This window comes from Syntrophomonas sp. UBA1041 (assembly GCF_002316705.1).
Classification (GTDB): Bacteria; Bacillota; Syntrophomonadia; order Syntrophomonadales; family Syntrophomonadaceae; genus DTU019.
Genome location: NZ_DCEA01000032.1, coordinates 14245 through 26443, shown reverse-complemented (window position 1 = coordinate 26443; position 12199 = coordinate 14245). Strand labels below are relative to the sequence as shown.

The 12199-nt window shown below is 50.5% G+C and carries 14 protein-coding genes; 6 read left to right on the top strand and 8 right to left on the bottom strand.

What is annotated here, in order from left to right; genetic code table 11:
- Nucleotides 1-15: 15 nt before the first annotated feature.
- The 6 genes from B2633_RS05535 to murI are packed head-to-tail and all read right to left on the bottom strand — an operon-like array spanning nt 16 to nt 4362.
- Complete coding sequence (locus B2633_RS05535) at nt 16-603, bottom strand: XTP/dITP diphosphatase (protein ID WP_483169698.1); 588 nt, start codon at nt 601-603, stop codon at nt 16-18.
- Nucleotides 604-614: 11 nt separating this feature from the next.
- The gene (gene rph, locus B2633_RS05530; RefSeq protein ID WP_481040795.1) at nt 615-1334 is read right to left on the bottom strand and encodes a ribonuclease PH; all 720 of its coding nucleotides are present in this window, start codon (nt 1332-1334) and stop codon (nt 615-617) included.
- Nucleotides 1306-1899, bottom strand: coding sequence for a Fe-S-containing hydro-lyase (locus B2633_RS05525; protein ID WP_483169670.1), 594 nt, complete (start codon nt 1897-1899; stop codon nt 1306-1308). The genes rph and B2633_RS05525 overlap by 29 nt, the downstream gene beginning before the upstream one ends.
- A 33-nt stretch (nt 1900-1932) precedes the next feature.
- A complete protein-coding gene (locus B2633_RS05520) occupies nt 1933-2775 on the bottom strand; it encodes a fumarate hydratase (RefSeq protein WP_483169669.1) in 843 nt (280 codons plus the stop codon).
- Between the two features lie 21 nt (nt 2776-2796).
- The gene (locus tag B2633_RS05515) at nt 2797-3537 is read right to left on the bottom strand and encodes an MBL fold metallo-hydrolase (protein WP_483169668.1); all 741 of its coding nucleotides are present in this window, start codon (nt 3535-3537) and stop codon (nt 2797-2799) included.
- Between the two features lie 18 nt (nt 3538-3555).
- Nucleotides 3556-4362 (bottom strand): glutamate racemase, encoded by an 807-nt coding sequence (murI, locus tag B2633_RS05510; RefSeq protein WP_483169667.1) that lies wholly within the window; start codon nt 4360-4362, stop codon nt 3556-3558.
- A gap of 540 nt (nt 4363-4902) precedes the next feature.
- Between murI and B2633_RS05505 the strand changes: the two genes are divergently transcribed.
- The 6 genes from B2633_RS05505 to B2633_RS05480 all read left to right on the top strand — a co-directional run bounded on the left by B2633_RS05505 (nt 4903) and on the right by B2633_RS05480 (nt 10071).
- Entirely contained in the window at nt 4903-5127 is a 225-nt protein-coding gene (locus tag B2633_RS05505) for a hypothetical protein (protein ID WP_483169666.1), read from the top strand.
- 6 nt (nt 5128-5133) lie between these two features.
- Entirely contained in the window at nt 5134-5328 is a 195-nt protein-coding gene (locus B2633_RS05500) for a helix-turn-helix transcriptional regulator (RefSeq protein ID WP_481040807.1), read from the top strand.
- A gap of 218 nt (nt 5329-5546) precedes the next feature.
- Nucleotides 5547-6209 carry an ABC transporter ATP-binding protein gene (locus B2633_RS05495; protein WP_483169665.1) on the top strand — a complete coding sequence of 221 codons (663 nt, stop codon included), beginning with the start codon at nt 5547-5549 and terminating at the stop codon, nt 6207-6209.
- Nucleotides 6206-7912: a COG1361 S-layer family protein gene (locus B2633_RS05490; protein ID WP_483169664.1), complete on the top strand. Its 1707-nt coding sequence runs from the start codon at nt 6206-6208 to the stop codon at nt 7910-7912. Before B2633_RS05495 ends, B2633_RS05490 begins: the two co-directional genes overlap by 4 nt.
- Nucleotides 7905-9293, top strand: a complete 1389-nt coding sequence (locus tag B2633_RS05485; RefSeq protein ID WP_483169663.1) for an ABC transporter permease — start codon at nt 7905-7907, stop codon at nt 9291-9293. Before B2633_RS05490 ends, B2633_RS05485 begins: the two co-directional genes overlap by 8 nt.
- A gap of 175 nt (nt 9294-9468) precedes the next feature.
- Nucleotides 9469-10071, top strand: coding sequence for a hypothetical protein (locus B2633_RS05480; protein ID WP_483169662.1), 603 nt, complete (start codon nt 9469-9471; stop codon nt 10069-10071).
- Between the two features lie 88 nt (nt 10072-10159).
- On the opposite strand, the gene B2633_RS05475 is transcribed toward B2633_RS05480, so the two are convergent.
- Nucleotides 10160-10564, bottom strand: coding sequence for a hypothetical protein (locus tag B2633_RS05475; RefSeq protein WP_483169661.1), 405 nt, complete (start codon nt 10562-10564; stop codon nt 10160-10162).
- A gap of 159 nt (nt 10565-10723) precedes the next feature.
- On the bottom strand, nt 10724-12190 hold the full coding sequence (locus B2633_RS05470) for a flotillin family protein (protein WP_483169660.1): 1467 nt from the start codon (nt 12188-12190) through the stop codon (nt 10724-10726).
- Between the last annotated feature and the right edge of the window lie 9 nt (nt 12191-12199).

Below are 12199 nucleotides of genomic sequence, written 5' to 3'. Positions count from 1 at the left end.
CCTCCCTTATATAGCCTAGGCTTGGCTGGCAAGCAAGCCCGGCAGTTTTTTCAAGGCCTGTGCCCGGTGACTGATAAGGTTCTTTTCTTCCGCGCTCAACTCTGCAAAAGTTCGGGTATAGCCCGCGGGAATAAAAAGAGGATCATAGCCGAAGCCCGCGGCGCCCTCGGGTTCGAACGCAATCTGGCCGTCGCATACTCCCATTACGGTTTGGGTCTCCCCATCGGGGCCGCTTACCGCCACCACACATACGAAGCGAGCCTGGCGCTGTTTTGCCGGGAATTCTTTCATCAGTCTTAACAGTTTCCGGTTGTTGGCCTCGTCATTACCCTGCTCACCAGCAAAGCGAGCTGAATAGATTCCGGGCTGTCCCCCCAGGGCTGCCACCTCCAGGCCGGAGTCATCGGCCAGGCTGGTCAAACCAGTGTACATAGCGGTGATCCGGGCTTTTTTGGCAGCATTTTCTTCAAAGCTCCGGCCATCCTCTTCGACTTCAGGAAAATCCGGAAAATCGGCCAGGCTTTTCACCTCAAACCCCAGAGGCGCCAGCAATTCTTCCAACTCACGTTGTTTGTGCTGGTTACGGGTAGCTAAAATGAGCATTTTTTTCACACTTATGCCCCCAATATATGCTTTTGCATGGCGATGAGTTCCTCGATTCCCCCCCAGGCCAGACTAAGCATTTCATCGAGATCAGTGCGGCTGTAGGGTTTGCCTTCCGCAGTCCCTTGAACTTCTATAAAATCGCCGCTTCCGGTCATAACTACATTCATGTCTACCTCAGCCCGGGAATCCTCCACATATTCAAGGTCCAGCATCAGCTGGCTGTCAACCATCCCTACACTGATCGCGGCCACATGGTCCACAATAGGCCATTCCTTGATAACGCCCTGGTCAAGACATTTTTGCATAGCCAGGGCCAGGGCCGCAAACCCTCCGGTGATAGATGCTGTCCTGGTTCCGCCGTCGGCTTGAATCACGTCGCAATCAATCCACACGGTTTTCTCGCCCAGCTTGCTCAAGTCGACCACGGCCCGTAAAGACCGGCCGATCAGCCTTTGAATCTCGTGAGTACGGCCCCCGATCTTGCCGCGAGCCGCTTCGCGGTGGGTACGGGTCAAAGTGGAGCTTGGCAAGAGTGAGTATTCTGCGGTTATCCAGCCTTTACCGCCACCCTTTAAGAAAGGAGGCACTTTATCCTCCACCATGGCTGTACAGATTACCCGGGTGTCGCCGGTGGAGATTAACACCGACCCATCCGGATGTTTAACATACCCGGGAATCATGTTTATCGGCCTGAGTTGATCATTGCGCCGGTCGTTTGTTCTGGTCATTTTCTTCCTCCTTGTAATATTGAGAGTTGACCCTGTTCCTCACCTCTTGGTATATATTATCACCATATGAGTCAATAGCCACGATACACGGGAACGACCGCACCTCCAGTCTTAACAGGGCTTCCGGTCCCAGCTCCGGATAAGCCACGGTTTGAGCGGAAACAATGCGCTCGGCCAGGTAAACCCCGGCCCCGCCTACGGCGGCCAGGTATACCGCGCCAAAGCGCTGCATGGCTTCCACCACCGCCTGGCTGCGGTCGCCCTTGCCTATCATGCCCCGCAAGCCGCGCTCTAACAAGGCAGGGGTATAAGCGTCCATGCGCCCGCTGGTGGTGGGCCCGGCTGAACCGATCACCTTTCCCGGGGGTGCCGGACACGGCCCCACATAATAAATAATTTGTCCCCGAGGATCAAACGGCAAGTCCTGTCCCAAAACAATGGCTTCGATCATTCTTTTATGGGCCGCATCCCGGGCGGCGTAAATATAGCCGTCAATCAGTATTTCATCACCGACCCGGAGACTCTGTACCGCATTTTCCGTCAAGGGAGCCCGCAATCTCTTCACAAAACACACTCCTCCGCCATTTCAGATCACTGTTTATAATGTGCAGCTGCTGCGCCTGGTGGCGTGGCAGCCCAGGCTCACCGCTACCGGCAAGCAAGCGATATGAGTCGGATAGGTTTCGATATTGACCGCCAGGGCGCTGGTCTGCCCGCCCATTCCCTGGGGGCCGAACCCGAGCCGGTTTATTGCCTCCAGCAATTCGCTTTCCAGGACAGCCAGATCCGCACGGTGATGGCGTTCATCCACTGGCCTGAGCAGGGCCTTTTTAGCTAAATAGGCGGCCATCTCCATATTACCTCCTATGCCCACCCCCACAATTAACGGAGGGCAGGCATTGGCCCCGGCCTCCTTAACCACCCTGACCACAAAATCGCGCATCCCGTCCAAACCCTGCGCCGGTTTAAGCATGGTGAGCTGCCCCATATTTTCACTGCCGGCCCCTTTCGGCAGTACAGTGATATTGAAATGATCGCCTGGCAAAAGTTGATAATGGATAATCGCGGGGGTATTGTCTCCGCTGTTAATGCGCTGCAAAGGATCACTCACCACCGATTTGCGGAAATATCCATCCCGGTAGCCCTGGCGTACGCCCTCATTGACGGCCTGGTTGATGTCGCCGCCCACCACATGCACCTCCTGGCCCATATCAATGTTGACCGCCACCAGGCCGGTATCCTGACATATGGCCATTTTCTTCTCTTCAGCCATTTCGGCATTAGTCAGCAAAATTTTCAGAATCTGGCGGGCCCGGGAACTGTCTTCCCGATTATAAGCCTGGTTTAAAGCCTCTCTAATATCCGGGGGAAGCTCCACATTGGCCTTGAGAACGCATTCCCTTACTGCGGCTGTTATCTGATCACAATGTATTTCGCGCATATTCTCCCCTTTTCATGAACCTTAAATACTGATTTTCAATCCACAATAAGCCATGATCACCTGGCCGGAATAGACTGACTGTATTTCCCCGAACAATACCGACCTGTCAAAACCCGGCCACAAATGAGTAGCCACCAGAATCCCGGGTCGGGCACGCAAGGCGCCTCGAGCCAGATCCGAGGTGGTCATGTGTCCCAACCGGTGTGCCAACTCGCCATCTGCCGCCAGGAAGGAGGCCTCGCCCAGAAGGATGTCCGTCTCCCGGGCATTTTCCCACATCTCATCACTGGCAGCAGCGTCGCTGCTGTAGAACAGACTTGACTTTCCCGCCCGGCACTTCAGGCCGTAAGTCGGCAAGGGATGGGAAACCGGATAAAATTCTATATTCAACTCATCATGAGATACCTTCTGCCGAGGATGTATAGGATAGACCGTAAACTCGGGAACTGATTGCCAGTATTCGAATTGATCCCGAGGCTGATCAGGGATGTATAAATCCACAGGCCCGGCGGATTTACCCTGCAATCGACCGCCCCGAATCAAATGACGGAATGCGTGGAGATCAACGTAATGATCAGGATGAAAATGGCTGATCACCACCAGGTTTATTTCAAAAGGATCGATGTGTTTTCCCAGGCAGGACATCACCCCATGTCCGCAATCCACCAGGCAGGTAGTCTTGCCCTCTTTTATCAGATATCCGCTGCAGGCTTCACCGGTTTGGGGATAAGGCGCCCAGCATCCTATTACTCGTAATTCCATAACTTTCTCCCGAACCGATCAACAATGGGCCAGGGTTATGCTTTTGACCTCATCAATAACCTTTCCCAACAACCGTTTTCCTACACGGTAAAAGGACCGGTCATTTCCGCTGACCAGGAACTCGGAACGGGACTGGTTTTCGGCACTTTGCAGCAGATTGTGGCCGGTCAAAATGGCTTTCATCTCTGCAACCGCCTCGACAGCCGGATCAAGCAAGACGACTTCGCCAATTAAATCAGCCAAAACCTGTTTGAGAAATGGATAGTGAGTGCATCCCAATACCAGGGTGTCGATGTGCTCCTGCAGCAGCGGCGACAGGTATTCTTTAGCGGCAGCCATGGGCTCTTCGCCGGTGAGTATGCCCTCTTCTACCAGCGGCACAAAGAGCGGGCAAGCCACTTCAAAAACCCGGCAGTTTGGATCGATATCTTGAATAGCTGTACGGTAAGCCCGGCTGTTCACCGTGGCCTGCGTAGCCAGCACCCCTACCCGTTTGCTCAAAGTGCTCTGACAGGCAGCCCGTGCGCCGGCCCTGACCATCCCCACCATGGGTACGGGATAATCAGATTGAATTTTCGGCAGGGTTACCGAGGAATGTGTGCCGCAAGCCACCAGAACGGCTTTAACCTTTCTCTCCAGAAAATATGCCATTATATCACGGGCGTATTGCAGCAACTGCGCCTCGCTCTTATTGCCGTAGGGGACATGGGCGGTGTCGCCCAAATAGATAAAATCCTCCCCGGGAAGCTGTTCCAGAAAAGCTTTTACAACGGTCAGTCCTCCGACACCCGAATCAAATATACCCACGGGATGCTTGTTTCCCAATCATTACACCTCTTTTAAATTGTATAGGTTGAGTTCGTTTTATATAATCTTTAATTACCTTTTGTCATTGTAAACAAACTCATTAAATAATGTATCACTTTTACCAGCCTGCCGCCAGATAATACCACCTTAATCTCATCTTCCGCATCCTAAAAGATATGCAGAAAGGATTTATTGAGTTTTTAACAAAGTATCTGCCTATCAATACGCGATAGGCAGGGTATTTAATGCCAAGCCTGATCCCGGTTTCTAAGCTGCTTGAGTCCAGGTTAGACCCTCTGATTTCAGCTATGTGCGGTGAGATCTGCCTTACGGAGATTCTGGATCAGTTGATTCCCTGGGGCGAGACATAAGGCTATGACCAGAGCTGAGGATCAAAGGCTTTAGCCGTTGAGATGCTGTCACATCGGAGACCCCTGTACAAAGTCTGGCAGCTTAACCGTCATTTAATTAAAATGTAAAATCATCTTGACATTTTGGCCTAGTCATTTCATAATCAAAATGTAAAAAACTTTTAACATTAAGAAAGGGAGGCCGGTTATGAAAATCAAGAAAGCGGATGAGATGGAAATAGCCATAAGCTTAAAATCCATGCGGTTGTCGTGGGTTTTTGCCGTCCTGGCGCTATGCGCATGGTGCATCGCGGGATTTATTATTGACGGCGAATTGCCAATAATCCCATTTATGATTCTCTGTATTCAAAATATAATCTTTTTTTCGGCCAAATTATTCTTTACACGGCAGTTGGTAGGCAATGCCAGGTAACAGGCGATGAAAAATAAAATAAAAATATTGCGCAAGGAACTGGGACTGCGTCAAGAGGATGTTGCGGAAAAACTGGGCGTGACCCGGCAGACAATCATAGCCATAGAAAACGATAAATACAACCCCACCCTGGAGCTGGCCATGAAGTTGGCCAAATTATTGAATACTTCCGTTGAGGAGTTGTTCCAATTAAAAGAGTAAACCAAAGCGGAGAAGGCGTTTTTTCCGCTCCCGGGGACAGACGGGCGGTGCATCAGAGGCCAACCGGGTAGGTTTAGTACAAATATGATACAGAAATTTGTATTTGCAATGCAAGAAAATATATCCAAAACCATTATCATTATAATAAGGAGAATAGGGAGAGGGGGCGGCAAACCATCAATGCCTTTGAAATCCATGGCCTGAGAAAGGTATACCGGGTGGGAACCCAGAAAGTAGTGGCCCTGGATCAGGTCGATCTGTACATACCGGCTGGTGAAATCTGCTGCATTTTGGGGACCTCCGGGTCAGGCAAATCCACTCTGCTGCACCTGATGGCCGGTCTGGAAAAACCCACCCGCGGCACCATCCAGGTTCACGGAATATCAATAGAGAAGTTGACCGAGCAACAACTGGCTCTATTCAGGCAAAAGTATATCGGCTTCGTCTTTCAATCTTACAATTTATTGCCGTCTCTGTCGGCCTTGGACAATGTAAGCCTGCCGCTGGTATTCAAAGGTGTGCCCAAGCGGCAGCGAGATTTTGCGGCGGCCGAGATGTTGGACCTGGTCGGGCTAAAGCAATTCGTCAAACACAAGCCCACTGAAATGAGCGGCGGCCAGCAGCAGCGGGTGGGCATTGCCCGCGCTTTTGTCGGCAAACCGCCCATCATCCTCGCTGATGAACCCACCGGAAATCTGGATTCCCGGGTAAGTATGGAGATCATGCAGCTGATGCTGGGCCTGGCCAAAGAACATCAACAAACCCTGGTCCTCATTACCCACGATCGCGATATTGCCGCTTTTGCCCACCGTATCATCCATTTTCTGGACGGAAATATTGCTCAGGAGCAAATCATGCAACTTGAGGAGAGAATGTCATGAAAAATCGGATACTCTATTTATCTGTCGCTTTAATGGTCATTTTTACACTGACAACGCCGGGAGATATCCCCTTCCCATGGAGCGGGCGGAATGCCGTTCTTCAGGCGGAGGAGATGGAGATTATCCAGGATCCGAAGCTGATAATCGGCCGCAGCGCATCCATACCGACCTTTATGGCGGGAGAAGAAGACACTTTGTCCGTGCCGGTTGAAAATCTCCATCAAGGCACCGCCCGTAATGTCAACGTGTCTCTGCTGGTTGATAAGCCGGATGCATTCCCATTTCAAATCGCTGGCATGTCCCTGCAGACAGCCATGGTATCCATCGGCTCGCGGGACATTGAGTACGCCAGGTTCCCAGGCTTAAAAGTGGCTCCGGGAACCGCGTCCGGGGTTTATCCCATTTCCGTTAAGGTGGATTATACTACTGACGGCGGCAGGGAGGGCAGCGCCACCGGCACCATTTTTATAAAGATCATCAATAATAAAGCGCCGGCGCTGCGCGTCATGGATCTGCTGTTGAATAATGAAACCCTGGACAGCGGCGAAAGCACGGAGATCAAGCTGCAAATAAAGAATGAAGGCGAGTTCATCGCCAAAGATATCCAGGTGAAACTGGCCGGTTTCACCTCCACCGGTTTACGGCTGGACCAGGCCCTGGACACGCTTTATGTCACTGAGATGAAGGGAGGAGAGTTTAAAGCCTTGCCCTTTAAGGTGTACGCCGATCCCGGCATCGAAAGCGGCTCTTATGCCCTGGATGTGACCATTAAATACAAAAACGAATCCAATCAGGAGTTTAGCGCCGAAAGCAAAGTTTATTTGGCCATAGAAGGCAGCAGCGGGGAAGGGAAAAATATTAAATCGAGCCCGCGGCTGATCATAGAAAATTACTCCTACGGGAATGATTTTGTACGGCCGGGCGAGGTTTTTGACCTGCAGCTTGCTTTTCTCAACACCAGTTCCAGCAAGGATGTCTACAATATCAAAGTCAGTTTTACCTCTGATGAAAACATATTTTCTCCGGTTAACAGCGGCAGTTCCTTTGTTACGGAAACAATTCCCGCCGGCGGCAATATGTCTCAGGCCGTCAGATGGAAGTCCAAGCTGGACGCTGCCAGCAAAACCTACAACATCACCGCCGACCTTGAATATGAAGATCAGAAAGGCAATAAATACACCGACAAAGAACTGATAGGGGTGACGGTGATTCAGGAGAGTGAACTGGTGGTCCCGATGCTGGAAAAACCGGATGAAATTTTTGCCGGATCTCCTTTCGGATTGTCGGCGACCTATTTTAATGCCGGCAAAGCTGCGGTCAGGAATTTAATGATCCGCACCGAAGGAGATTTCGACATACAAGACGGGGCCGAATACATCGGCAACCTGGAACCCGGCAAAAGCGATTATTTCGAAGTGACCTTAACTCCGCATCAGGAAGGGGTCTGCAGCGGATCGATCATATTCTCCTACAACGATGACATGGGGCAGCTCTACGAGATCAAAAAGGACTTTCAAGTCGAAGCCATGTCGTCGCCGGAGCCTTTCGTGATGGAGCCGCCGGAGAATATGGTTAAAGCCCAGGGAGGATTTAAAACCCCGTTGCTGGCAGGAGCTGCGGCGATTGTCATCGGCGGGCTGGCCTTTATCATTGTGCGCCGCAGGCGCAGGAAACGGATTGAGGATGTGAACTTTGATGAATAGTCTGGATTTGGTGAAGATGAGTTTCGGAAACCTGAGGCGGAGAAAGCTGCGCACCTTTCTTACCATGCTGGGGGTGGTCATCGGGACCAGCTCCATCATTCTTATGCTCTCCCTGGGCTTTGCCATGGACGCCAGCTTTCAGGAAAGCCTGCAGCAAATGGGCAGCCTCAACGTTATCGAAGTACGCCGGGGCGGAGGTTATAGTATGGAGCAGACTTCCAAAAGGAGCCCGGAAGTGCGGCTGGATGATGCCGCAGTGGCCAGTTTCCGGAAAATCTCTGGGGTAGAGGCGGTTATGCCGGTAAAAAATGCCTATTTACGTGTGATTGAGGGGAAAATGGTAGGCGACGTGAATGTCATCGGGTTGGATCCCGCTCTCATGGAAGCCTTTGACTTTGAGGTGGAACAAGGCCGTCTGTTGATGGCCGGGGACAAAGAAGCGATGGTTTTTGGCAAGCAAGTGGCTTTTAATTTTCGTAATCCCAGGCTGCAAAATGACCCCCGCGAAGGTTTCTATTCCTCCACTTACGTCGTAGGCGGCACCGGGTCTAAAGAAGGACCGGAGCCCAAGCCCCCCGTAAATCTCCTCAGCGACAAATTGCAGATCACTACCGACATGGGGTATGGAGAGAGACGCAGGAGCGAAGCTGAAGGGGACGATGACTATATCCCCCCCAGCCCCGTCAAGATAAAAGGAGTCGGTATTCTTAAAGAAAATCATGGTGAAGAAACCTACAGCGCTTATATGAACATCACCACCCTGGAAAAAATTCAGGAAGAGGAACGCAAAGCCCGACATCTGCCCAGAAGCTCCCAGAACTCTGAAGACAAATACAACGTCATCAAGGTCAAAGTGGCGGATATACAGCAGGTCCAGTCGATTCAGGAACAAATTGGCCAAATGGGGTATCAGCCCCATAGCCTGACCGAGATGCTTGAAAGCGTGAACAAGCAGTTCCGGGTCATTCAGGCCATCCTGGGAGGAATTGGAGCGGTCAGTCTTCTGGTGGCAGCCATCGGCATCACCAACACCATGATCATGAGCATCTATGAAAGAACCAGGGAAATCGGCGTGATTAAGGTTCTGGGGGCCAATCTTCGCGACATCAAAAAGATGTTTCTTCTGGAAGCCGGCATCATCGGGATTTCCGGAGGAATCATCGGGGTATGCTGCAGCAGCCTGATTTCATTGGGATTAAACATGGCAGCAGCCCGGTTTATGAGCCAAGGGATGGCCGGCGCGACCAAAATATCAGTTATTCCCATGGGCCTGGTGCTTTCGGCAGTGGCCTTTTCCACCCTGGTGGGGTTGATTGCGGGCTACTCGCCTGCCAACCGGGCCATGAAGCTCAGCGCCCTGGATGCCATCCGGACCGAATAAGCGGGATCACTGTCTTGGTGTCAACGGGTGACAAAGGACGGGGGTTTGATAACTTTCAGACATTCAAAATGACACTTTGATTGATGCCGTCAGCCTTTGAGACCGGTCTTTATGGAAAGATATTTTACTCTTTTGGGGGTTTTTAAATGAATTTTCTGGAAAGCAGGGGTGAAAAGTGCAAAAGACAGGATTCAAAGCGGTATGGGCTTTATTTATAATCGTTGTTTTGCTGGCATCATCTGTCTGGTTTACTGCTCAAAAAAGGGATCAGGAGGGACCCTCCGGCAGAATAGCGACCCCGGATTTGCGCTATGATTATGAATTGATTTATACCTATCGCAATATGGCTTATGATGCGGAGAGTTTCGCCAAGCTGGCCGGGCTTTTGCAGTCAAAAGACATACTTACCGTCAAAGCCGTAAATTATGGGGAGGATAACGGGATTTTGCAAATAAGTTATCAATTAAAGCTCACCGCAGCAGAACCGGACTATACGGTCGACTTTACCAGGCAAATGCAGGATGCCATCGTACTATTTGCAGTTTTCGACTATATCGAAGGTGTGGTATTTAATTTTGAACAGGCGGATTATGGTTTTGGGGGCGTACCCATAATGAGAGCCGATGCCGAAACCCTGTTCGGAGAACAAATTAGGCCCTTCGGACTTACTAAAGAAGACTTTGTAGAAACATTTCCCCCTAAAGTACAAACAGTTGTATGGGAGCGTAATGTGATGGATACGGTCAACTACTACCACGCTATGGGCCTCGATCAATAAGCATTTCAAGAGGTCGCGTTCCCCGCCAAATATTAGCTTAAGGAAGACAATGCGGCAGCCTTGAGAATCATAAACCTTCTCATTGCAATCAATTTTTATATAAGGCCAAAACCGCCGTATAACCTATGATCACTCCTAATATGAGGGGGAATTCCACTCCCAACCGCGAAATAATGAACGCACTTATGTTCAAGATATTAAATATAAAAGCTACATATAAAACAGAAACGGGGAGAATAAACCCGAAGATAAGACTCCAATCGATCTTCCATGATCCATCTTTTTTATTTTCATTAATATAGTGATGCATACCTAACAAGATGCCTACCAGGATATACCCTAAAAATGTTACTAGTAGATTAAACATCAAATTATAACTGATCGAATAATAGGCATGCGACTTAGTCATCACGCCAAAAAGGACACCTATAAGCAATACTGCTGTCCACATAATGATTAACTTCTGAACTATTCCCATTCTGTCTGAATTCATTTTCTTCTCCCCAAACAATTCTACATTGATATATCATAATTACCGATAATACAATAATATGTAAATAATTGTGACACAAGTGGGCCACTTGCGGGTATGAATAATTTGGGCGACAGAGAGGTTTTCACTGTCGCCTTTTTCCGTTTCCCCCAATTGTTGCTAGGGCTGAGGCTGTTTATGGGTCAGCCCTGTAACCATCTGATTGATATCTATTCCCGACACTGATTTCAGCATTTCCGGTGCGGTTGCCATCAATGATGTTACATAGTTGCTCAGACGGGCCGCGCCCGCCCCGTTGCCGGTGTCAACTACCGTTAAGCTGTCGATGGATTTTAACGGTTCGGAAATTTTGGCGGCCAATTCCGGCAGCATTTTTACGATGATGTCCAATACCGCCGCCTCTCCGTATTTTTCAAAAGCCTCGGCCAGTTTTTGTTTGGCTTCCGCTTCGGCCAAACCGCGCAGGCGTATGACCTCGGCTTCGGCAGTTCCTTTGGCTCTTTCCGCATCGGCAATGGCCAACCCTTCCAGGCGTTTTTGCTCTGCGCTGCCTTTGGCTTCCGCCTCTATTTTATACTGCAACGCGTCCGCTTCCCGCAGGCGTTTGGCCTTGTCCGCCTCAGCCGCCTGCTCTACCGCGTAACGATCGGCGTCAGCCTTTTTCTTCACTTCGGCGTCGTATTGTTTCTGGCGGCGTAAGATTTCCCTTTCCTGCAAGTCAATTTCCCGGTCTTTTCTCACCATCTCTATCCGCATCTGTTCTTCCACCGCCACCTGCTCGGATTTGGCCTGCTGAATTTTATAAGCCTGATCCGCTGCGGCTCTGGCGGTATCCTGTTCCTTTTTAAAGGCGGCGACCTGAAGTTCCTTTTCTTTAAAAGCTTCGGCCACATTGGTGTCTCTCAGCAATTCTGCCTTTTGGGCTTCTTCATCGGCCAGCGCTTTCTGAATACGTGCATCCCTTATGGCTTGCGCTTCACCGATCTCGGCGTCACGTTTGACGGCTGCTATTCTGGGCTTGCCCAGAGCGTCCAGGTAGCCTTGCTTGTCGCGGACATCCTTAATCGTAAAGGAAACGATTTGCAGGCCCATTTTCTTGAGATCATTGGCGGCGACCGCCTGCACCTCCTGGGCAAACTTATCACGGTTGCGGTACACTTCTTCCACCGTCATAGTACCGAGAATGGCCCGGAGGTGGCCTTCCAACACCTCTTGAGCCTCCTGCTGCAGAGCCTCTTTGGGTTTTCCCATGAATTGTTCGGCGGCCGTTACCACATCCTCCACGGAACCTCCGATTTTAATGATTGCGACTCCGTCAGCCATGACCGGAACACCTAGTTCGGTGTAGACTTCAGGCGTGGTAACATCCAGTTTGTGGGATAGCAAGGAAAGAAAATTCGCTTCCTGGAAAATAGGCAGTATAAATGCGCCGCCTCCCCGGACGATTTTTATCTTTCGCCCCGGATCGTCGGAAAGCACATTTTTGCTGCCCAGCATGGACCCGGTCACAATCATGGCTTCGTCGGGGCCCACCGTCTTGTATCTGGCCCAAAAAGCCAGACCCAGCACCAAAACAATCACAATTACGATCAGTGGAACCGTTATAACGCTTAATATGCCCGGCATGGCATCAAT

Coding starts and splice junctions, on each gene's coding strand:
- B2633_RS05475 (WP_483169661.1), bottom strand. CDS start 10,564: ATGAATTCAGACAGAATGGGAATAGTTCAGAAGTTAATCATTATGTGG.
- B2633_RS05505 (WP_483169666.1), top strand. CDS start 4,903: ATGAAAATCAAGAAAGCGGATGAGATGGAAATAGCCATAAGCTTAAAA.
- B2633_RS05470 (WP_483169660.1), bottom strand. CDS start 12,190: ATGCCGGGCATATTAAGCGTTATAACGGTTCCACTGATCGTAATTGTG.
- B2633_RS05520 (WP_483169669.1), bottom strand. CDS start 2,775: ATGCGCGAAATACATTGTGATCAGATAACAGCCGCAGTAAGGGAATGC.
- B2633_RS05500 (WP_481040807.1), top strand. CDS start 5,134: ATGAAAAATAAAATAAAAATATTGCGCAAGGAACTGGGACTGCGTCAA.
- B2633_RS05490 (WP_483169664.1), top strand. CDS start 6,206: ATGAAAAATCGGATACTCTATTTATCTGTCGCTTTAATGGTCATTTTT.
- B2633_RS05515 (WP_483169668.1), bottom strand. CDS start 3,537: ATGGAATTACGAGTAATAGGATGCTGGGCGCCTTATCCCCAAACCGGT.
- B2633_RS05535 (WP_483169698.1), bottom strand. CDS start 603: ATGCTCATTTTAGCTACCCGTAACCAGCACAAACAACGTGAGTTGGAA.
- rph (WP_481040795.1), bottom strand. CDS start 1,334: ATGACCAGAACAAACGACCGGCGCAATGATCAACTCAGGCCGATAAAC.
- B2633_RS05485 (WP_483169663.1), top strand. CDS start 7,905: ATGAATAGTCTGGATTTGGTGAAGATGAGTTTCGGAAACCTGAGGCGG.